The 21513-nt window shown below is 33.5% G+C and carries 16 protein-coding genes and 2 pseudogenes; 9 read left to right on the top strand and 9 right to left on the bottom strand.

Annotated features, from left to right (window positions below; all coding sequences use genetic code 11):
- Nucleotides 1–451 precede the first annotated feature (451 nt).
- The 3 genes from GKZ88_RS13660 to GKZ88_RS13650 form a co-directional block, all read right to left on the bottom strand.
- On the bottom strand, nt 452–1243 hold the full coding sequence (locus tag GKZ88_RS13660; protein WP_155102920.1) for a DUF2490 domain-containing protein: 792 nt from the start codon (nt 1241–1243) through the stop codon (nt 452–454).
- A gap of 95 nt (nt 1244–1338) precedes the next feature.
- Nucleotides 1339–3681, bottom strand: coding sequence for an arylsulfatase (locus GKZ88_RS13655; RefSeq protein ID WP_155102919.1), 2343 nt, complete (start codon nt 3679–3681; stop codon nt 1339–1341).
- Between the two features lie 691 nt (nt 3682–4372).
- Nucleotides 4373–6748 carry an outer membrane beta-barrel protein gene (locus tag GKZ88_RS13650; RefSeq protein WP_155102918.1) on the bottom strand — a complete coding sequence of 792 codons (2376 nt, stop codon included), beginning with the start codon at nt 6746–6748 and terminating at the stop codon, nt 4373–4375.
- Between the two features lie 197 nt (nt 6749–6945).
- Here GKZ88_RS13650 and GKZ88_RS13645 point away from each other — a divergent pair, with 197 nt between their 5' ends.
- From GKZ88_RS13645 to GKZ88_RS13635, 3 genes are all read left to right on the top strand, one after another.
- Nucleotides 6946–8520: a histidine kinase gene (locus GKZ88_RS13645; RefSeq protein ID WP_347343878.1), complete on the top strand. Its 1575-nt coding sequence runs from the start codon at nt 6946–6948 to the stop codon at nt 8518–8520.
- Nucleotides 8517–9212 carry a LytTR family DNA-binding domain-containing protein gene (locus GKZ88_RS13640; RefSeq protein ID WP_155102917.1) on the top strand — a complete coding sequence of 232 codons (696 nt, stop codon included), beginning with the start codon at nt 8517–8519 and terminating at the stop codon, nt 9210–9212. Before GKZ88_RS13645 ends, GKZ88_RS13640 begins: the two co-directional genes overlap by 4 nt.
- Before the next feature lie 173 nt (nt 9213–9385).
- Nucleotides 9386–11071, top strand: a complete 1686-nt coding sequence (locus GKZ88_RS13635) for a S41 family peptidase (RefSeq protein WP_155102916.1) — start codon at nt 9386–9388, stop codon at nt 11069–11071.
- A gap of 29 nt (nt 11072–11100) precedes the next feature.
- On the opposite strand, the pseudogene GKZ88_RS13630 reads toward GKZ88_RS13635, so the two are convergent.
- A pseudogene (locus GKZ88_RS13630) lies at nt 11101–11193 on the bottom strand (DUF1826 domain-containing protein); the annotation flags it as partial.
- 87 nt (nt 11194–11280) lie between these two features.
- Complete coding sequence (locus tag GKZ88_RS13625; protein ID WP_347343877.1) at nt 11281–12708, bottom strand: amino acid permease; 1428 nt, start codon at nt 12706–12708, stop codon at nt 11281–11283.
- Between the two features lie 190 nt (nt 12709–12898).
- Between GKZ88_RS13625 and GKZ88_RS13620 the strand changes: the two genes are divergently transcribed.
- The gene (locus tag GKZ88_RS13620; protein ID WP_155102915.1) at nt 12899–13594 is read left to right on the top strand and encodes a pseudouridine synthase; all 696 of its coding nucleotides are present in this window, start codon (nt 12899–12901) and stop codon (nt 13592–13594) included.
- 8 nt (nt 13595–13602) lie between these two features.
- On the opposite strand, the gene GKZ88_RS13615 is transcribed toward GKZ88_RS13620, so the two are convergent.
- The 3 genes from GKZ88_RS13615 to GKZ88_RS13605 all read right to left on the bottom strand — a co-directional run bounded on the left by GKZ88_RS13615 (nt 13603) and on the right by GKZ88_RS13605 (nt 16771).
- Entirely contained in the window at nt 13603–14301 is a 699-nt protein-coding gene (locus GKZ88_RS13615; protein ID WP_155102914.1) for a DUF1826 domain-containing protein, read from the bottom strand.
- A 203-nt stretch (nt 14302–14504) separates the two neighbouring features.
- Nucleotides 14505–15566, bottom strand: a complete 1062-nt coding sequence (locus GKZ88_RS13610; RefSeq protein ID WP_155102913.1) for a hypothetical protein — start codon at nt 15564–15566, stop codon at nt 14505–14507.
- A gap of 68 nt (nt 15567–15634) precedes the next feature.
- Complete coding sequence (locus GKZ88_RS13605; RefSeq protein WP_155102912.1) at nt 15635–16771, bottom strand: helix-turn-helix domain-containing protein; 1137 nt, start codon at nt 16769–16771, stop codon at nt 15635–15637.
- A gap of 551 nt (nt 16772–17322) precedes the next feature.
- On the opposite strand from GKZ88_RS13605, the gene GKZ88_RS13600 reads away from it, so the two are divergent.
- Both GKZ88_RS13600 and GKZ88_RS13595 read left to right on the top strand, forming a co-directional pair.
- The gene (locus GKZ88_RS13600) at nt 17323–17913 is read left to right on the top strand and encodes a cyclic nucleotide-binding domain-containing protein (RefSeq protein ID WP_155102911.1); all 591 of its coding nucleotides are present in this window, start codon (nt 17323–17325) and stop codon (nt 17911–17913) included.
- A 56-nt stretch (nt 17914–17969) separates the two neighbouring features.
- Nucleotides 17970–18653, top strand: coding sequence for an alpha/beta hydrolase (locus GKZ88_RS13595; RefSeq protein WP_155102910.1), 684 nt, complete (start codon nt 17970–17972; stop codon nt 18651–18653).
- A 97-nt stretch (nt 18654–18750) separates the two neighbouring features.
- Here the strand turns inward: GKZ88_RS13595 and GKZ88_RS22505 are convergent.
- A pseudogene (locus GKZ88_RS22505) lies at nt 18751–18882 on the bottom strand (DUF1826 domain-containing protein); the annotation flags it as partial.
- A gap of 172 nt (nt 18883–19054) precedes the next feature.
- Between GKZ88_RS22505 and GKZ88_RS13585 the strand changes: the two are divergent.
- From GKZ88_RS13585 to GKZ88_RS13575, 3 genes are all read left to right on the top strand, one after another.
- The gene (locus GKZ88_RS13585) at nt 19055–19888 is read left to right on the top strand and encodes an SDR family NAD(P)-dependent oxidoreductase (protein ID WP_155102909.1); all 834 of its coding nucleotides are present in this window, start codon (nt 19055–19057) and stop codon (nt 19886–19888) included.
- A gap of 17 nt (nt 19889–19905) precedes the next feature.
- Nucleotides 19906–20820 (top strand): AraC family transcriptional regulator, encoded by a 915-nt coding sequence (locus GKZ88_RS13580; RefSeq protein WP_155102908.1) that lies wholly within the window; start codon nt 19906–19908, stop codon nt 20818–20820.
- Nucleotides 20821–20900: 80 nt separating this feature from the next.
- Complete coding sequence (locus GKZ88_RS13575; protein ID WP_155102907.1) at nt 20901–21482, top strand: TetR/AcrR family transcriptional regulator; 582 nt, start codon at nt 20901–20903, stop codon at nt 21480–21482.
- Nucleotides 21483–21513: the final 31 nt, after the last annotated feature.

Below are 21513 nucleotides of genomic sequence, written 5' to 3'. Positions count from 1 at the left end.
TTTAGAGGAATAAACTTAAAAGATTGTTTTAAGAGCTTTCCATACTAAATTATAACATTAATAAATCTTTATATTCTTCTTAATTTTATTAATTGATTATAAATTTTTTAAATTAAAACTATTATTGTTTAATTGAAAAAATCATTACTGTTAAATTAAGTTTTTTACCATTTAACCCTTACGATACATACAAACCTCATCTGGATAAAAAATTAAAATAATTATCTTATAAATTCACTTAATAATAAGCCAATTTCTTTAAATCGTTCATAAAATGATTTGTAAATTGTGAATTAAACGTCACAAGTAAAAACTCCAAATTAATGATTTGGAGCTTTTTTTTATACCTTTATTTTACTATTTAACAGTATTTAAAAGCAGTTTGAATGTCCCGTAAAGTTTGCGCAGCTTTTCTTAAGGAAAAATTCGGAGACCCAGGGTAATAAATTATTTATAGTCCACTACTTCCATCATCAACGGCAGTTTTTGTCCTTTGAAATGATTTAATCACATTCGGAAGCAAATTATTAAATATCAAATTTACCTGAACAGCATTCACTATTTGATTATTAGGATCTCTAGGCATAATTTCATTTGCATATGAAACTTCAATTTGAAAATCTTTTTTGATAGGAATTCCTAATCCAATTGTTGCTCTGTTGCGATCAAAAAAATCAGGACCGCTAACTGCACTTTTGGTTTTAAAAAATACTTCTTCAGATGCGAAAAGATATGTTGAATTTTCTTCAATTTTTAAAAAATAAAGCGGATAAACAGCTTTTATCTGAAATCGGAATCGTGCTACAGCTTCAAAATTTGATTCTTCATTCTCCAAATGTCTGTCTTCAAATCTGGCTCTTAAATTTATCTTTAGTCTGTCTTGTTTAAATAAATTGTAAGTAGCTTGAAGCGCACTTCGCAGCTCTGGTGATTTTTCCTGATTTAGTTCGGGTACATTTTTATTATAAAAATAAGCATAAAACAATGACAATTTCCAACGCTCTGCAGGATAATAGTGCATCCATCCTCTAACGTACAACTGAGTAACATTATGAAACATTTTTGGGTTTTCTGCAGAACCGCTCGTTGTTAAACCAAAATTTAATTCCAGAACCCATTTTTGACTTAAATCTTTCGTAAAAGCATATTCGTTCCAAAATTGATTTAGTTTTTCCGTCTGAGAATAGGATCTGAAACTAGCTAGAAGCAGAAAAAAAGTTACTATTTTTTTAACATACTTCATAAGTAATCTTATTTTGTTTACTATTCACCCATTTTTATTAAAAATAAAAACCCACAACATTTCATCGTATGTGTGGGTGTTTTAATTAGGTTCTATTATTTTAAATTGAAAGTCACTTTTTCTATTTTTCCGGTGAAGGAATTATTCCAAGGATCATAATCTTTTGTTACTGGTGAGTAAGAATCTTTGCCAATATCGGCCGTTTCGGCTGCTAATGAATAAAGCGAACCCATTGTTTTACCTATTCTTCCTTGCCCTACTTTTTTTCCGTTAATAAAAATAGTTCCAGTTCCACCACTGTTTAACGGACCTCCATCGTAAGCAAAATCAAAGCCTAAGCTCACTTTTCCTTCTGGCAATGTTTCGGTGGATTCTATAGAATAAGATTCTCGCGCTAGCCAATTGTAAGTGAATTTTGGTTTGCCATTTAAAACATAAAAACTCCAGCCTCCAAACATTCCTGCCTGAGAAAAAATAACGCCATTTGCACCTCCTTTTGGTACTTCAATTTTTGCGTCTATCGTATATGAAGTTTGTTTGGTGCTGATAAAGCTATTTTCAGTTAATCCGGGCATTCCAGGGTAAATGGTAAGTGTTTTACGTCCATCCATTATATCAGGTCTTCCGGCTACTTTTGCATTCAATCTTTCAGCTCTGCGGTCATCCAAAGGAAAGACATTATTTTTTAATGCTTCTTTTATAAATAACGCTTTTAGTTCTTCTAATTTCTTTGGATTTTTAGCTGCAAGATCATTGGCTAAACCAAAATCTTCACGCATATTATACAGTTCCCATTTGTCTTTATTAAAATCTTGCGTTCTTAATTCTGGTTCCCATAATGCACTATGAATGGTTGCTGCAATCCAACCATCTTGATAAATACTTCTGTTTCCTGCTGTTTCATTATATTGAACAGTATGACGCTCTTTGGCTTTGCCATCTTCAAAAAGATAGCTCATACTGCTGCCCTGCATTGGCAATTGCGCAATACCGTTTACCGTTTTAGGTTCAGGAATGCCAACTGCCTCAAGTATCGTCGGCACTACATCTATAAGATGTGTATATTGGGTACGTTTTTCCCCTTTTGCTTTAATTCCTTTTGGCCATTGTAGTGCCATTCCGGCAATATTACCACCACCATGAGCAAAGGTAATGCCGAGTGTACATGGTGTACCACCAGCCATCGCCCATCCTACAGCGTAATTGGGATATGAATTTGGACCGCCATACTCGTCTAAACGGCTTGCTAAGTACGGAATATCTTCTGGTGCGCCATTAAGTCCAGACCATTCTACAAATGTTCCGTTCAAATCTCCCACTACCGAAGAGCCATTATCTCCAAAAATATAAATGAAGAGGGTGTTATCCAATTCTCCCATTTCCTCAAGACCATCCATTAAACGCCCTACTTCATAATCAGCGTGCTCAGTTAACGTAGCATAAACTTCCATTTCTCGAGCCAGCACTTTTTTAGCTTGAGGAGTCAAGCTTTCCCATTCCTGAACTGTTTCAGGGTTTTTCGCCAGTTTAGTTCCCGCGGGAACAATTCCTAATTTAATTTGACGGGCTAAAACTTCCTCGCGATATTTATCCCATCCCTGATCAAATTTTCCTTTATATGAATCCCTTTTCAACCAATCAATTGGTGGTGTATGTGGCGGATGACTTGCGCTTTGTGCATAATAAATCATAAATGGACGATCTGGCGTTAAAGAACGTGTTGCGCGAATCCATTCTAAAGATTTATTGGTTAAATCAGTATTAAAATGATAATTAGGATCTGTTGATGTTCCTATCGGAGTAGTTCCATCATATAAACTCGGATGAAAAAGAGATTGTTCTCCCGCTAAATAACCGTAAAACTTATCAAATCCCGTTCGCGTTGGCCAACGTGTGAAAGGTCCGCTGACATTTACTTCGTTATCCGGAACTTCATTACATTTTCCAAAATATCCTGTGCAATATCCCCAGCTTTGGAGCATATAACCGATTGAATTTATAGTTGGAGGTCGTATACCGTCATCACCAGGATATGATGTATTGGTTCCGGTTACGCCAGCCATATGATTTTGATGGCTGTTTCTTCCTGTTAACAAAGCCACACGGCTTGGAGAACACAGAGCATTAACATGAAAATTGGTAAACAGCAGACCGTTTTTAGCTACTCTTTCAAATGCAGGTGTATTTACGCCACCTCCCATTGTTGAAGGATCAGAATAACCAGTTTGATCCATTAATACGATAACAACATTAGGAGCGCCTTTGGGTGGTTTAACTACAAAACGTTCAGGTGGTGTTACTTTCCTCCAATCCATTTCAGTTATAGGGGCTCTATTTGGAGCAGGAATTGGTAAGACTTCACCCATTTTGGTCTGTGCGAAAACATTTGCATTAGCAAAAATAAGGACACAAATGAATGTAAATACTGCTTTTTTCATAAGTACTATGTTAAATTAGTGAATTTTGTTTAATCTGCTTTTATTAAACTTTCTTCATAATATAGAGCAGTATCTTCTGCTCTAAATCATTTGATAAATTTTCATATTCAATTTAAATTGAGGATTCTCTTCTGATTTTTTATTCGTCAACATTTATTTTGCTTGTACAGTAATTATCATAATAGGTTTTAATTCATCATCAAACAAAAACCTGTATCGACTAATTGTACTGGGTAATTTTTAAAAAAATAGTGTTTATGAGATGGCAAATATTTCTTAATAATTATATGAGTTCTTAATTATTAAGAGCCTTATTTAAAACTTAGAAGCATGTAGGAAAATAAATCTAACAGCGGTATCATTAAAAAATGGCAATTAGACTTAACGGCATAAAGTAAATCTATACATATCATATTAAGCAAAAATGAAATGTATAAAGCTAAAAAAACATATTTTTTTAAATAGGCTAAGAATATTACAAGCTTAAAATTAATAATTGAACGAATGCTAAATTAAAATATGAATAGCAATTAGGTAGCAAATTATAATTTGCAACCATTTTAATAAATCAAGAACAATAAATAATTATTTTAAAAAAGAGGAATAATACAATTTGTATCACTCTAAGGGACAAAAGATAAAAACCATCTTTTTGTCCCTTTTTTTATCCTCAAAGCTTCATTTTCTACTATCAATTACGATTAGCACTACTCGCCTGTCTAATTGTTTTTGGATCTGTTAAGTTAAAACGGTACACAAAACTGAGTCGGTAGCGGGCTGCGTTTGGGATACTGTTTTCAATGATATAATAATCTGTACCGGTTGTTGTACTTTTATTTTGGCGCAAGTCAAAAGCATTTGTCACATCAAATACAATGGTCGCTTTGTCTTTTAATAAAGTTTTGCTTAAGCCAAAATCAAGCGATTGCAATGCATCGTTTCTTGTTTGTGCATTTTGTTGCGCACCTCGAAAATTGTAACGTCCCTGAAAACTGAATTTTGATGGAAGTTTAACCTGAGTACTTAAACGCCCCGTAAAAGTTTTCCCTGCATAATAAAGATTTTGGTCTTGATAGCTTCCTTTTTGCGTAAAATGATACAAATTCATTTCTAAATTTACCTGAAGCCATTTTAACGGATTATATAATGTCGAAAGTTCGATACCAGTTCGTATTTCATGCTGAATGTTAATAGGCGTTGTAAAAAATATATCATTTTCACGATAAGTAAAATCCTGAATATAACCACTCTCCCATTGATAATAAACAGAAGGATTCAGTGTAAGCTTTTTCCATGTCTTAAGAAAAGCCAATTCAAATACATCAGAATAGGAAGGATTAAGATCTGGATTACCAATATATTGTGCATTTAAATCGGTTAGTTCGTTAAAAGGATACAAAGCATATAAAGGCGGACGATTAATACGCTTGCTGTAATTTAACTGCAAAGTTGAGGCTTCGAACTTATAACTTAAATTAACCGTAGGAAATAATTTGTTGTATTTTTTATCATCGTTGTAGGTGTTTTTAATATCTGTAATCGAAACTTTGGTAAATTCTGTACGAAGACCCAGCATATAATTAAATTTCTTAAGCTTGTTGCTGTATTGTGCATAAGCACTTGAAATAGTCTCAGTATAATTGAGATCATTATCAATATCTTGATAAATCGACCAATCATTTTCCTGTTGCTGTTCAGCCAAAAACTGACTCGAAACTTTACGAATTTCTGTCTTAACCCCCATTTCAAATACAGAAACAGAATCGATTGGCTGAATAAAATCACTCTGCATAAGCAAGTCCTTACTGTTTCCTATTGAGCTGGTCCTAATACCGGGATAAGCCAGCGTTTCCGGATAAATTTGTTGCGTCAAAAGATTCCATTTTTTATCACTGTTCCACCAATCATACTGGACATCAATAGTCCATTTTTTTGAAGGTTTCTTAAAAGTCTGGGTATAATTAAACTCGAATTGGTTGTAATCTCTTTTTTCCAGTGATTTTCCTTCTCTTGCTAAAGTGCTGTCTCGTGTATGATTCGCATTGCTGTAATCATATAACAAACGGGTTTTATCATCGTCCTGCGTGGCATTTTTCAAGAAAGCTGCAGTAATAGTTCGATGTTCATCAATATAATAATCGGCACCCAGATACATCAATTTGCCATCGTCGTGGCGATCTTCGTTCTGCACGTGGTTAAGATAATTTGGAGTACCGTTATTCATAGTCGATTGATTCGTAGTATATAGTCCAACGTAATCTGAGGAACGTATACCAAAATTGGAAAAAATATTGATTTTATCTGATTTAAAATTAACGCTTGGATTAAGGCGGCTGTCATTTGGTGATCCGGCAACTAATCTCACCTGACCGCTGAAACCGCTTTTTTTATTTTTCTTCAATACAATATTGATAATTCCTGCCGAACCATAAGCATCATATCGAGATGAAGGATTCGTTATTACTTCGATGCGTTCGATCTGGTCAGCTGCAATTTGATCGAGGGAATTGCTTTGTGTTAAACCAGACTGACGCCCGTTAATTAACACCAATACACTGCTGTTTCCACGAAGACTTATTCCTCCTGTTGGACTAACGGTTACCGATGGAACTCCATTTAAAACATCGTGAGCAGAGCCATTCTGCGAAAGCACATCTTTACCCACTTCAAAAACTTTTTTATCCAATTTTAGGCTAACGCTGGATTTTTGCCCAGTCACTTCTACCGCATTTAATTCTACCGCATCGGCATGCAAAGCAATCGTTCCTAGTTCTATTTTTGGTTTTCCAGAACCGATTTCAAATGTTTGAGTATAATTTTGATATCCAACATAACTAAAAGATATTGTCATTTTACCGCTTGGCAGTTTTTCGAAATTAAATATTCCCTTCTCGTCAGTCACACCAACCGCTGCTGTTTTTGAAGCATTATCTTGTATTGATACTGTAACATATGGAATTGATTCTTTAGTTGTATTGTCCTGAACTTTTCCAGAAACAGAAGCTTTTTGCGCAAAGCTAAACATCGGAATAAATAAAATTAAAATACTGGTTATTAAGGCTTTCATATTTATTGATTTTGATGATACAAGATTACTTTATAAAATAAAATCTTACCTTTTAAAACATGCAAACGGCTCTAGGAGCTTTCGAAATGCATTTCTGTATTCGATATTTATTTTATCTTTATCTCATGTATAGACCGCCCTTTTTTATCGTTTTAGCACTACTATTGTTTTCGTCCTGTAAACAATACACCGAGTTCGTGAAATCGGATGTAACGTATTATGTTGACGATGATAAACCGCAGAATTTTCTGGGTCAGTCGGCAGATTCTATATTTAAAGTTGCTATCGATGTTGAATTGCTTAAGCGTGAAAATATTTCCAGTCCGCTGGGCATACAAGTGACTGGTTTTGGTGCTTTTGATGTTTATTGGGATGGTGTTTTTGTGGGAAGAAATGGTAAAATGGCTAAACGTGGCCAAGCCGAAGTACCCGGAACTGAATTGACGTATTACCAAATACCTGAAAAATTAGCCACTATAGGCAAGCATACTGTAACAGTAACGGGAACTCAGGTTTATTTACGGGAATCTCAACGAGGGATGAAGGTCAAACTTGAAAGCTTTTTGAGACTTCATCGCGCACCGCTTGTTGTGATGTCTTTTATGAATCTCATGGCTGGAGCTTTTCTTATCGCCTCTATTTATTATTTCTTTCTCTACATAAACAGTACTCGCAAAGAAGCAACCGTTTTGCTTTTTGGAATAATCTGTCTGCTCTTCTTCTGCCTGCTTATTATAGAATACGTCAAATTTTATATTGATATTCCGTATACCAATTTTTATACCCGATTGCAGATTGTTGGTTTACTCACATTTATAATTTCGATATTAGTTCCTTGGTATTTTATGCTGCAATTTGGTTTTAAAAGAAAGCGCTTGCTTTTATTTCTTTTGATTGTAAGTCTTCTGACAATTTATATTGAATACTACGGCGAGTATGATAGAACCGCCATCTATTTTAGTTATGCCATGTGTACCATCTCCTTTATTGTTGCCATCGATGCGGCATTCCGAAAAATTAAAGGCGGCTTAATCGTAGTGATTGGTTTATTGGCAAGCGTAATTGTAAATCGATATATTTTTTATGATTTTGGATTGTTTATAGCTTTTACGATTATCGTCCTGTCTATGCTTTATCTGCATACTATTCGGGCAAAAGCTCTTGAAGAAGCTCACAATGCCTCGTTATTGCTTTCATCCAGATTGCAGTTGGAACTGATTAAGAAAAATATTCAGCCACACTTTCTTCGAAATACATTAACTTCATTGATTGACTGGATCGAAGAATCTCCGCAGCAGGGCGTAATATTTATTCGTGCGCTGGCAGATGAATTTGATATTATGAATTCTATTGCTGAGGATACGCTGATTCCCATTCAGCAGGAAATCGATTTATGCCGAAAACACTTAGAAGTAATGTCTTTTCGAAAAGAAGTTTGTTATAATTGGGAAGACAGAAATATTGATGCAAATGAAGAAATTCCACCCGCAATTATTCATACTATTATAGAAAACGGAATTACACATAGTTTACCTCCAAAACAAGGCTGTATTACTTTCTCTTTAAGTTTTACCAAAGAAAAACAGTACAAACAATATACCTTGTTAACACTGGCAAAAAACCGAAACAGAAAGAAAGAAAACAGTAACGGAACAGGTTTTAAATACATCAAAGCCAGATTAAATGAAAGTTACGGCAGCAATTGGGAATTTGACTCTTTTGCTGTAGAAGAAGGATGGTGTACAACAATTAAAATTTTTGATAAAAAATGAAAATTCTAATTATTGAAGATGAGGCCCGAATTGCGAAACGAATCGAAAGAATGACCCGTGATTTTTTTGATAAAGAGGTACAGATTTTACTCAGCGATTCTGTTGAAAATGGATTAAACACAATCGAAAAACAAGCAATAGATTTACTGCTTCTCGATTTGAATTTAAACGGCGAAGACGGATTTGAAGTACTGCAGACCGTTGTTGCTAAATCTTTTCAAACCATTATTATCTCTGCTTATACGGATAAAGCAATTATGGCATTTCATTATGGTGTTTTGGATTTTGTTCCAAAACCTTTTGACGTAAACCGACTTACGCAAGCCTTTACACGTTTTATAACACCAGAAAGAAAAAGCGAACAGGATATACAATTTTTAGCTGTCAAAAAAGCAAAAACCATTAAACTGATTCCTGTTAAAGATATCAAATACATTAAAGGCGCAGGAATTTATACTGAACTGCATTTATTCGATGGCCGTATAGAGCTACATGATAAGTCTATGGAATCATTAGAAAAACTTCTTCCTGCAGCATTCGAACGAATTCACAAATCCTATATTCTTTGCTGGCAAGAGGCAGATAAACTTATTGTAGAAACTGGCGGAAAATATAATATGCTGCTTAAAAATGGAGAACTATTGCCAGTTGGCCGTTCAAAATACAAAGAGATCAAGCATAAATTGATTTAGTTTTTTTAATAAAGACTCTCGACTCTCTGGATTTTAAGATTTTAATAACACAAACTGGATTTTTGCATACACAAAAACGTACTTTATTACTCCTTACCCTACTTTCAATTAATCTACTTTGCACATCAATTACCAGCAGAGTTCTTACTATTTAAACAACAAAAAAAACATCCATGAATAAAAAAAATGTTTTTACCATTACGCTTTGTATTTCCTTTATAATGCAAATGTTTTCTCAAGAAAAACAAGGAATTAGTAATACCGAAAAATACAAACAATTTGGATTAGTTTGGGGATTGATGAAATACCAGCATTCTGAAGTCAGTAATGGAAAATACAATTGGGATGAAAAATTTGTTGAAAATTTTAATAAGCTTGAAAGTGTAACTACACAAACAAATCTCGATACATTTTTATTAAATTTTATTTTGTCGATTCCAGAAAGCAAAATAAAAACCAATACGAATACAGATAATTTATTTACAAAAAATTATGATTACAAGTGGATTGAACAATATTCAGGCAACACAGAACTTTATCCCAAGTTAAAAAAACTAGAAAACAACACAAGTATTGGTAATTACTATACATCAAAAAGCGGAATCCCAACTTTCGACAATGAAAAAGGCTTTAAAGCATTTGACTATAAAATAAAAAGCCATAGACTACTAGAACTATTTAGTTTTTGGAATGTAATCCAATATCATGATGTGAATAAATATCTGATGGATAAAAACTGGTATAGCCAGTTAGAAAGCTTTATCGATAATTTCACAAACGCTAATTCTCAATTCGATTATGAGTTAGCAAAGACCAATTTAATTGTATCTCTTAATGATTCACATTCGTATTTTTTTTCAAAAACAGTATCCGATTCTCTATTTAAATTTAAGCCGCCAATCTCAGTAATGAACGTTAATGATACTCTGGTAGTTTCAGGAATTGTGAATGAATTGGCAAAAAAAGAGGATTTGAAATTAGGAGATTTCATTCTTGAAGTTAACGATATGGACATTAAATCATTTCGAAAACAAAAGATAGATTCAAAGCTTTCCTCTTCAAATGCTGCTCATTTAAAATATTGGACCAGGTTCTTATTATGGAATAAGGAAGATAGTCTTAAACTTAAAATAAAAAGAAAAGATTCTGTTACTACAAAATATGTTCATCTCTATCAGAATTTCTCCAAAGAAGAGGAGCGTTCTTATTTACCATTTTTTTCTTATAAAAAGGAATGGCAGCTTATTGATGACAATATTGGGTACATAAATCTAAGTACAATTTCAAAAGAGGAAACCAAAAAAGCATTTGAAGCATTTTCTAGTACAAATGGGATTATACTAGATTTAAGAAATTATCCAAAAAATATTTCAGGCGAGGAGATTGCAAAATATACCTATCCAGACAGAAGAGAATTTATTAAAATTCTTTCACCATCAAGAGACAGACCTTCGTTGGCAAACTTTGGTAAACCTGCTATCAGTGTCATAATAGATCCTTTTAAGGCTGGCAGTAAAAACTCCAACTACTATAATAAAAAAATTATTCTATTGGTAAATACTACCACTCAAAGTAAGGCTGAGTTTATTGGAATGACTATTCAGGCCTCTCCTACTTGCATAACTGTGGGGGAAACGACATCTGGCGCTCCACTGAATATTGCCGTTTTTAAATCGCCTGATGGGACAGAAATTCCATTCACTTCTATGGGAGGATTTTATCCTGATGGTACGGGTGTCCAAAGAAATGGTTTGAAAATAGATTATTTTGTCAAGGAAACAACATCAAATTTTACTGCCGATCAATATATTCTTAAAGGAATTGAATTAATAAAAGCTGCAGAAAACAAAGCAAACTAATTTTGTATGTTTTTTTAAAGATATTCCGTCTAACAAATCAATAGCAACCTGTATTCTCCTTCGTTTTCTATTGGTGCTCTATGAATGCAGGGCAAAACTTGTTGTTTGGGATGATCTACGGCACTAAAACAAAAACATAATTCAAAAAAAGCATTGATAATCAACTAAATACTGATAATCAATGCCTATTAATGATAATAAAGTAAAAGCTACTTATCTTTTGTTTTAAGAACTTTATAACATATAAAAAGAATACCTAGCCAAATAGGAATTAATTCTACAGATATCTTCATATTCGTCATCCACATAATGGATAAAATACCAAATAAAAATACAAAACAGATGTAATTACTTAGTGGATAAAATAAGGAAGGAAACTTAGTTTTTGTGTTTTCCTTGTCTTTCGAAAGTCTAAACTTTAGATGCGTATACGAAATCATCACCCAGTTAATAACTAAGCAAGACACCACTAAAGACATTAAAATACTAAAAGCCTCTTCTGGAATTACTTTATTTATTAAAATACAAATCGCTGCAAAGCATGAAGAAATTAAAATGGCATTAATGGGTACTGATTGTTTGTTTAGCTTCTTTAAAAATTGAGGAGCACTACCTTGATCTGCTAAACCATATAACATGCGGGAGTTACTATATACACTACTATTATATACAGATAAAGCTGCAGTTAATACAATTAAATTAAGCACATTAGCAATAAAGCTTGTAAAAAATATTTTGTTGCCAAACAACTCAAATTCCATTCCGTTTAAATTTTGAAAAACCATTACAAACGGACTACTGTCTGTAGTAATTTGTCTCCAAGGCGATAAAGCAAATAAAATCACCAATGCACCAACATAAAATATAAGGATTCTATAAATGACCTGATTGGTTGCTTTTGGAATGTTTTTTTCTGGATTTTCTGCCTCAGCAGCGGTAATTCCAATTAATTCTAAACCACCAAAAGAGAACATAATTAGCGCCATTGCGGATAATAAACCTTGAAAATCACCCGTTGCAGTTTTTTCAAAAAAACCTTTTGGAAAAAAGCCTCCATCATTATATAAATTATGAATTGTAGCATGCTCCCCTCCTGTACCACTTATTAGCAAGTAAGTACCAAAGAGAATCATTGCAATAATAGCGACAACTTTTATGATTGAAAACCAAAATTCAGTTTCTCCATAAACTTTTACAGAGGCAAAATTTAAAGCATTAATTACCAGAAAGAAAAATAAACTGGATGCCCAAAGCGGAATTTCAGGCCACCAAAATTGAACATAAACACCAATGGCTGTAAGTTCAGCCATACTCACTAAAATATACAAAATCCAATAATTCCAACCCGATGCAAAACCGGCAAAAGAACCACAATATTTATAAGCAAAATGGCTAAAACTTCCTGAAACAGGTTCTTCAACAACCATTTCGCCAAGTTGTCTCATAATAAAAAAAGCGATAATTCCGGCAATAGCATATCCTAAAATAACAGATGGTCCTGCTAATACAGCCGCTGGACCAATACCAAGGAAAAGTCCTGTTCCTATTGATCCGCCTAAGGCAATTAACTGAATGTGACGATTCGTCAGCCCGCGTTTAAGTTGATTCTCTTGTGCGTCTTTCTGTGTGTTTTTCACAAATTAGATTTTTAAAGGAGTAAAATGTACTCACAAATGTATAAACAGCGAAGATAAGTTAAAAAAGGAGTCGTACAAAGCATGAAGATCATACTTGTGTATTCCGTTTTCGATCTATAATAAAACAAAAGCATTGAAATAAACAACCCATAAAAACCATTTCAACCCAAATCTCTTCTACTTTTGCCGAATGTTAGAAATTCTTTACCAAGATGAATATATTATAGCCATTAATAAACCAAGTGGCTTATTGGTTCACAAATCATTTTATGCGCGCGATGCAAAAGTTTATGCCATTCAGGAATTGAGAAATCAAATAGGGCAACACGTTTATCCTATTCATCGGTTAGACCGCAAAACATCTGGCGTTTTGTTATTTGCTTTGGATGCAGCCATTTTAAAAATTATGAATGATCGTTTTGCCACACGCAAAGTCGAAAAAAAATATTTAGCCATTTTACGAGGTTGGTCACCCGAAGAACTAACAATTGATTATGATTTAACTAATGATGACGATGTTACTCAAAATGCAATAACCTATTTTCATCGTTTGCAAAATGCCGAAGTTGCGTTAGCATTTAACAATAAACCAACTTCCCGATATTGTTTGGTAGAAGCGATTCCTGAAACTGGACGTATGCATCAATTACGTAAACATTTCAAACATATTTTTCATCCCATATTAGGAAGTCGGCCACATGGTTGTAACAAACAAAATAAATTATGGCTGGAGAATTTTGACCTGAAAGGAATGATGCTTCATGCGCATCAGTTAATTTTTAATCATCCGATAAGTAATGAACAACTAATCCTGAATGCAAAAATTAATAAAGAGTTTAGCAAAGTAGGTGCTATTCTTAATCTGGATTTGAGTAAATATCAATAGAATTTCATCTAACAAATCAATAGCAACCTGTATTCTCCTTCGTTTTCTATTGGCGCTCTATGAATGCAGGGCAAAACTTGTTGTTTGGGATGATCTACGGCCAGGCGCCAAAGATGTCCTAATCCTAAATTAATAGGTTTTGCATCCTCATTTGCCTGATAATGCAGATCAAAGTAATTCTCCTTCAAAAAGCCTTCGAATTCTTCCTCTGCTCCATCATGAAGTTTTTTTAGCTTTGCCCGGATTTCTGGAATTAGAATTTTTTGTTCTGCCTGCGAATTAGAAATAATATCACTTGCCGCCCCGTGATAGGTGCATAAAAACGTATCTGTTGCAATGGGCGAACGATCAACATGAAACGAATAAACATCTGTGGATATGAAATCAAATTCGTCATCACGTTCATAACACTTCAGCAAATTAAGAGAAGGCGAAGCTCCAAAATCAGTTAATAACTGCAAATCATTTAAGATTATTTTCCGTGCGATATTTCCCTTTTCTGATAGCTGGAGGGCTAGCAAATCTTCAGAATGAACTTCTGTTATATTTTCTTTTAAAGACAACTTGGCTGTAATCTCGTTAAAATCGCCATCCAAATTCCGGTACCAGCATAACGCATTCATTTCTCCTTTAAAATCGGTATGCACTAGCTCAGGGAAAGTTGATACCATTCCTATTTGGTTATTGTCAGAAAATGTATTATTCATAGTATAATATTACGAAGCTGGTTACTTCATGAATTACAAAATTATGTATTAGTCATGAGTTACGACATTTTTATCTGCACTAAATTATAATATGTTTAAAAGCCCATTTCTATTGAAATGGGCCTTTTTCATGGCTTTTTCTAATTATTATGAAATATTATTTTGCCTGCATTTTCCAAATACAGTTTCAAGTAGTAGAGAAACTATCTATTTAATTCCATTTGAAGTATTTCTCCATTCATCTTTCCATTTAAAATCAACTTATTATTTGCTCTAATCAATTTACCTTTAAAATGATCTAATTTATCAGAAGGATATCGCCATCGAATCGTAATGGAATCATTTTTTTCGTTGAGAAAATAGGTGCCAATGTATCTGTACCTCCAATCATTAAAGTCAAAAGCTACTTCATCATCGAGATCCATATAAACTGTTGTCAGTACACTGTCCTTTGGGCTCTTCGCTTTCAGAGAAACATGATCTATTTTCAAATTTTGAACTTGATATTTTCCGGTTAATTGGGGATGTTTATTGGGATAATCATAAATGAAATAGAAAAACAGAGGCCAAATAAATAAAGATGCTCTGTACAAATTTTTATAATAGTTCGATACGTTCAAACTTTTGGTACCTTCTAAAGGCTGAAAAATAAAATTGATTAATCTTTTTGAATCCTGAGATAAAAAATAAAACACGCCCAACAATAATATAATACCATGTGTTAAAGGACCCATTGGCATTTGGTAAAAAATATCAAGACAGGTTATAAAAACTAACATCGGTACTGACAAAATCAATCCGAAAAGTCTTGTTCTTGAAAAGAGTAAAAGTACGGCGGTTAAGATTTGCAATAAGGCAATAAAAACGGTAAAAGGATACGAATATTTGAAGAATGCCCATACGAGCGTTTCACCTGATAAAGTACTAAACGGCGTATCCAGCAAACCCAACGGAACAATCATTTGCAGTCCTTCAATTTTATGAAAACCAAACATAATTAAATCCAAAGAAATTGCATAAATAATCCGATGTTCCAGTCTTGTTTTGAGTTCACTGCTCTTAATACCTTGTTGTTTTTCCATAGAATGCCATACAAAAGGTAAAATCAACGATGCAATTAAAAAAAGAATCGTGGCGCCGAGTAAAAAAGGAGGCGGAATCCAAGGAGAAAAATACTTAGTCGATAATCGCAAAAAGACTGCACCGACAACCAAGCCAAAGCATAAACCTAACCAAATTTTGTTTTTTAAAGATGTTGTATACATAATATTGCTGTTTAAATTCCCAGCAAAAAAACATCTTCTTAAGGTTTGAGTCGTCCAGATGTACCCATTCAGACCTCTTTTAGGCTATTTTTTTTCACATACTCGCTCGGCGTATTTCCTGTAGTTTTCTTGAATGCAGTATTAAAAGTTGATTTTGATGTAAACCCTGCCTCATAAGCAATACCAAGAATTGTCAAATGACTGTATTGTTTTTTTACCAGCATCTCTTTCACTTTTTCTACTCTGTAATTATTTATCAAGGTATAGAAATTCATATTGTAACTAGTATTGATTACAAAAGATAAATCATTCATTGAAATACCAACTTTATCAGCGAGGGAAGCCAAATTGATTTCAGAATCTGTAAACACTTCTTCTTGTTGCAAAAGAGTATTCAAAATTGACTTGTATTTTAACAGCTCATCTTCGCTTAGTCGCGATGCCGGTTTTTCAGTCTGAAAACTAAGATTCGGATATAAAATATTTTCAAGTGCTATGTTTTCGTTTTTATTATCTAAAAAAACTTCTTTTTGTCTCAAAAGATTGTAGACCATAAATAGTGTAAAGATCAAATACAGATAAGTACTAACCGAATTAAGATAGTCATTTTCCTTTATTTTTGTTATCATGGACACGACAATCATAAAGAGTATCCACACCAGTATACTTAGCAGCCACTTTAAATCTTTTTCATCTTTCTGAGATGAAAACAACAATATAATGCCTCTATGTTTTTTTAACAATTGATACGACAAAATCCAATAGATGATGAGTTGAACAGGGAATACCAAACTCATCAAACGTCCTACTATACGGCTTGCACCTTCTCCAATTAGATCGGAAATATTTCCTAAGGAAAGAAAATACGGAATCGATACTATAAGAATAAATACTAGTGCCGGTATAAAATGCAACCATTTTTTTCCAAAACTTGTTTCACCCAAATGTGTGTAGTACCAAATACTTAAATAAAAACCTGGAGCAACAATAAAACGAGATAATTCTGAAACCGGAACAATATAGGGAAACTTAATATCCAACTCTTCTTCCCATACTATTTTACTTAACAATGCAAAACCCACTGATATAAGAAAAATACCAAACCACAGATTTCCTTTCTTGTTATAAGGTATATAAAAAATGGCTAATATCCCTATTAGAAAGCAAATTGCTACTGAAAATGAGTTAATAATAATCTCCGGCATTTAACTGATTTTTTATTTAACTCATCAAATGTAAAATTTTAGATCTTATTTTGTTTGAATTACCTTCATAAAAATTTGATACTAAATTATAAATAACCAGTACGCTCTCCACACTATTAATCTAACATTATCTTTAAACAATTTTTAAAGTTAAGAATATGATTATAATACTTTTTTTAGTAAATTTAAGCTTTAAATCTTTCACTTCTAAACGGTTAATTCTGCCTTGCATCTTTACATAACCTACCCCCTCAGATCTGCAATTTCACTTTATTTTGCTTTTTTATGAATGATTCATATCAACTGTCATATTCTTTATATTACATAGAGATTCACATTGATTCAAATTCTAACCAATTAAAAAATGATTTGATGGTTTTGAATGAAATACGCTTATGAAACATCTTTTAACCGATGCCATGCAGAATTAATTTAACATAGTATGCTTAATTTATTACTCAAAATACAGTAAAAACAATTTTAAACTCTTTAATTTTTATCTATAGTCGTTATAAAAATCAATATAAACCTTAAACCAAACTTATTTCAATATGGATGACCTCCAAGTGGCAAGACAGTTTTTAAGTTACTGTTGCAATTTATCAGAAGAAGCTTTTTTATTATCAGCAGATATGTGGAATATAAATACATACAAAAAAGGCGATAAATACAGTAAAAGCGGACGAATTTGTAGAACTTCATCTTTCATAGTCGAAGGATATTTTAGAACTTATAAGCAAGGTCCTGATGGTGAGCAGAGAAATGTTTTTATACATTCACCCGGACAGACTTTAGTTTCATTTGTAAGTTTTGTTCAACAAGTTCCTTGTGACCATGATATAGAAGCAATCACTGATGCGAAAATTATCAGCATAAGTTATGACGATCTGCAGGAACTATATAAAAGTTCGATTGAATGGGGCAAAGTTGGGAGGTTGTTTGCGGAATACGCTTATAAATTGGTTGAAGATAGGTTTTTGGGCTATTATGATCTTTCTCCGGAAGAACGGTATCTCAAACTGATCAATGAAGCCCCGGAAATTTTTAACGTTGTGGCTTTAAAAGATATATCGTCTTTTCTAGGAATCGAATTTCAATCATTGTGCAGGATAAGAAAAAGAGTTTTAAAACGCAAAAGTTAACTTAAGTTAACTTTTTGAGCGTCATTCATTTTTAACTTTATTAAAATTTTAGCACTATGACAAAAACAAAATCTACAATCGTATTCTGCCATGGAATCTGGGCAGATGGTTCATGCTTTAGCAAAGTAATTCCTGCCTTGCAAGCTGATGGACATGAAGTAATCGCCGTTCAATATGGACTAGATTCATTTGAAGAAGATGTGGCAACTATCAAACGCACACTTAACCGTGTAGGCAGTCCCGTTATTCTTGTTGGCCATTCCTATGGTGGAGCAACCATCACAGCTGCAGCGAGTGATGAGCGCGTAGTTGGCCTTGTTTACATTGCTGCCGTAGCTCCCGCTGTTGGCGAAACTGTACAGGAACAACTTAATAAATATCCATCAGATATTTTCTCACGTGTTGAAGTAGCAGATGGACGAGCCTGGATGCTTCCGTCAGGAACTGAGTTTTTTGCGGGTGATCTTTCTCCAGAAGAACAAAAATTAGTTTGGGCCACACATTATGCTCCGGCAGCTGATTTGTTCAATCAGCAAAAAATTACCAGTACTCCATGGGATACAAAACCAAGCTGGTATATTTTATGTAAGCAAGACCATACCGTACATCCCGATCTGCAGCGCTGGGTTTCAAAACGTATGGGAGCAAAAGTATTTGAAATAGAAAGCAGTCATGTACCAATGCTTTCAAATCCGGAAATTGTTATTGATGTTATCCGTCAAGCTGCTGCGTCAATTTAATACTAATCATTTGTGTTTTTTATATATTAGAAACCGTCGTCAAACGGTTTCTAATATTATTAAACAGAAATTTTCATATCCTTATTACTGCATTGTATCAACAAATCAACAACAACCGATATTCTCCTTCTTTTTCTATTGGTGCTCTATGAATGCAAGGCAAAAATTGTTGTTTTGGATGATCTATGGCCAGTCGCCAGCTATATCTTAAACCTAAATTAATAGCTTTTTACATCCACATCTATTAAGTCTTCAGGATAAACTTCCGTTATATAAATAAAGAGTAATAAATCCAGTCAGGTCAACCTCAATAACTCAATTTGAACACATAAATCCTGAATCTGAATACTTTTAGTACCTGCTATTTTTTGAATTTTGTCTTATTAATTAAAACAAAAAATATGAGCACTCAAAAAGTATGGTTTATTACCGGAGCATCAAAAGGAATAGGACTTGAAACCGTAAATGCAGTTTTGAAAAATGGCGATAAAGTGGCAGCAACTTCTCGAAATTTAAAAGAATTAACCGCACACATTGGGAATCAAACAGAAAATTTTCTGCCTCTTCAGGTTGACATTACCAATGATGAAGAAGTAAAAAAGGCTATTGAAACTACAATTGAAACTTTCGGAAAGATTGATGTTGTCTTAAACAATGCAGGATATTATCTGGTAGGAAGTATGGAAGAAATCAGCGATGAAGAATTCCGTAAAACAATCGATGTCAATTTATTCGGAACCGTAAATGTTATTCGAAATACAATGCCTTATCTGCGTCAGCAAAAATCAGGACATATACTGAATATTGCTTCTAATATGGGATATATCGGTTACGCCAATACCGGAAGTTATAATGCCGCTAAATTTGCCGTAATTGGACTTTCTGAAGCTTTAGCACAAGAAGCAAAACCTTTCAACATCAAAGTTACCGCAATTGCACCCGGAATGTTTCGCACGCGTTTTATGAGCGACAGCACTTTGGCAGAAGCCAAAAATAAAATAGCTGTTTATAATGTAGAACAACATGTAAATATGCTGAAGAATTTTGATGGAAACCAACCGGGAGATCCAATGAAACTTGCTAAAGTTTTAGTTGCTGTTACCGAATTACCAAATCCCCCAATACATCTTCCGCTAGGAAACGACAGTTACAATTCGATAGTAGAACATCGAAAAAATGAAGCTCAGGAAATGGAAACTTGGCAACATCTTTCCTACTCTACTAATTTCGATTAATTTGTAAATTTGCTCCAATGAAAAAATCAGTCCCACATAAAATCAAAACTATTTCAGAATTGCATCAGTTATTTGCACTTCCAAAACCAGATCATCCTTTGGTTAGTGTAATTGATTTTGCTTTATTGAGCTACAAACACGCTGATATCTGGAAACATTTTACGAATGATTTTTACTGTATTACCATAAAAAAAGGCATTAACGGAAAGTTCAAATACGGTCAATCTGATTATGATTTTGATGAAGGAATGATGACATTAACAAAACCGGATCAGGTATTTTCGGTTACACACACCAATGACAATCCGGTTACGGGGTATATGCTGGTTTTTAAAGCTGATTTAATTCGAAATTATCCTTTAGGAAAAACAATACAGAACTACGGTTTTTTTTCTTATTCGATTGCAGAAGCATTACATCTTTCTGATAAGGAAGATGTAATTATTTGCGGTCTTCTAAAACAAATGCAAGACGAACTGAAAAACAATATCGATCATTACAGTCAGGATTTAATTGTTTCGCATTTGGATTTACTTCTTAATTATATTAATAGATTTTACGGCCGTCAATTCATTACCAGAAAAACTTCTAATCATGATTTATTAAGCAAGTTAGAACAAACTTTATTAGATTATTTTGAAAACGAAAATGGGGCTGTAAAAGGGCTTCCAACAGTTCAATACTTATCACAGGAACTCCATCTTTCGGCCAATTATTTAAGCGATTTACTCCGAAATATTACGGGTTCAAATACACAGCAGTACATTCAGAATCATATTATTGAAAAATCAAAACAACTGCTTTCCACATCCAATTTAAGTGTAAACGAAATTGCTTATTCATTAGGTTTCGAATATGCACAATCCTTTAGCAAACTCTTCAAAAAGAAAACTAATTTAACGCCTTTGCAATTCAGGCAGTCTTTTAATTAAATAAAAAATGCCTTAAAATTTGGAGTAAAATTATTTTTATTTAATTTTGTACCAATCATTACAAAATAAAAAAATCAATAATGAGAGGAAGACCAACGATATACGAAGACGCTAATATTGTAAAAAAAGCACAAGAAGTTTTTTGGCAAAAAGGATACAGCGCCACATCATTGAGTGATTTGCAGAAAGCCTCCGGAGCCGGAGCTGGAAGTTTTTATAATACTTTTAAGGGCGGTAAAAAAGAGGTTTTCCAAAAAGCAATTGAAGAACGACGATTGGCCTTTGATGCTTTTAAAGTTGAATTAAGCAAAAGCGAATCTCCGTTAGAATTGATTAAAGATTTTTTTAGAAGTATCGCTTCCGCGGAGGAAAAAGAACATCTTAAAGGATGTATTATTGCCAATACGGTTGTAGAAATGACTTTTATTGATGAAAATCTGGAAGCCAATGCCGTTCAGATTTTAAAAGAAGTTGAACAAATGTTTACTCAGGCTATTAAACATGAACAGGCAAAGCGAAACTTAAAAACACAGGCAGATCCTGAAATACTAGGCAGATATTTAATAACATTTTGGTGTGGACTTAATACACTTCGAAGAATGTATCCTGACAAAAATGTCTTAAAAAATCAAATCGAAATGCAATTAGCTGTTATCAGCTAATTTTTTTGACTATTTATGTATCGATCATTAC

The sequence above is a fragment of the Flavobacterium sp. LC2016-01 genome (assembly GCF_009711135.1).
Taxonomy (GTDB): domain Bacteria; phylum Bacteroidota; class Bacteroidia; order Flavobacteriales; family Flavobacteriaceae; genus Flavobacterium.
The sequence above is the reverse complement of the archived record's forward strand: the minus strand, read 5'-3'. Positions and strand labels throughout refer to the sequence as shown.

Coding starts and splice junctions, on each gene's coding strand:
- GKZ88_RS13585 (WP_155102909.1), top strand. CDS start 19,055: ATGAGCACTCAAAAAGTATGGTTTATTACCGGAGCATCAAAAGGAATA.
- GKZ88_RS13655 (WP_155102919.1), bottom strand. CDS start 3,681: ATGAAAAAAGCAGTATTTACATTCATTTGTGTCCTTATTTTTGCTAAT.
- GKZ88_RS13595 (WP_155102910.1), top strand. CDS start 17,970: ATGACAAAAACAAAATCTACAATCGTATTCTGCCATGGAATCTGGGCA.
- GKZ88_RS13615 (WP_155102914.1), bottom strand. CDS start 14,301: ATGAATAATACATTTTCTGACAATAACCAAATAGGAATGGTATCAACT.
- GKZ88_RS13640 (WP_155102917.1), top strand. CDS start 8,517: ATGAAAATTCTAATTATTGAAGATGAGGCCCGAATTGCGAAACGAATC.
- GKZ88_RS13580 (WP_155102908.1), top strand. CDS start 19,906: ATGAAAAAATCAGTCCCACATAAAATCAAAACTATTTCAGAATTGCAT.
- GKZ88_RS13635 (WP_155102916.1), top strand. CDS start 9,386: ATGAATAAAAAAAATGTTTTTACCATTACGCTTTGTATTTCCTTTATA.
- GKZ88_RS13605 (WP_155102912.1), bottom strand. CDS start 16,771: ATGCCGGAGATTATTATTAACTCATTTTCAGTAGCAATTTGCTTTCTA.
- GKZ88_RS13660 (WP_155102920.1), bottom strand. CDS start 1,243: ATGAAGTATGTTAAAAAAATAGTAACTTTTTTTCTGCTTCTAGCTAGT.
- GKZ88_RS13610 (WP_155102913.1), bottom strand. CDS start 15,566: ATGTATACAACATCTTTAAAAAACAAAATTTGGTTAGGTTTATGCTTT.
- GKZ88_RS13600 (WP_155102911.1), top strand. CDS start 17,323: ATGGATGACCTCCAAGTGGCAAGACAGTTTTTAAGTTACTGTTGCAAT.
- GKZ88_RS13650 (WP_155102918.1), bottom strand. CDS start 6,748: ATGAAAGCCTTAATAACCAGTATTTTAATTTTATTTATTCCGATGTTT.
- GKZ88_RS13575 (WP_155102907.1), top strand. CDS start 20,901: ATGAGAGGAAGACCAACGATATACGAAGACGCTAATATTGTAAAAAAA.
- GKZ88_RS13620 (WP_155102915.1), top strand. CDS start 12,899: ATGTTAGAAATTCTTTACCAAGATGAATATATTATAGCCATTAATAAA.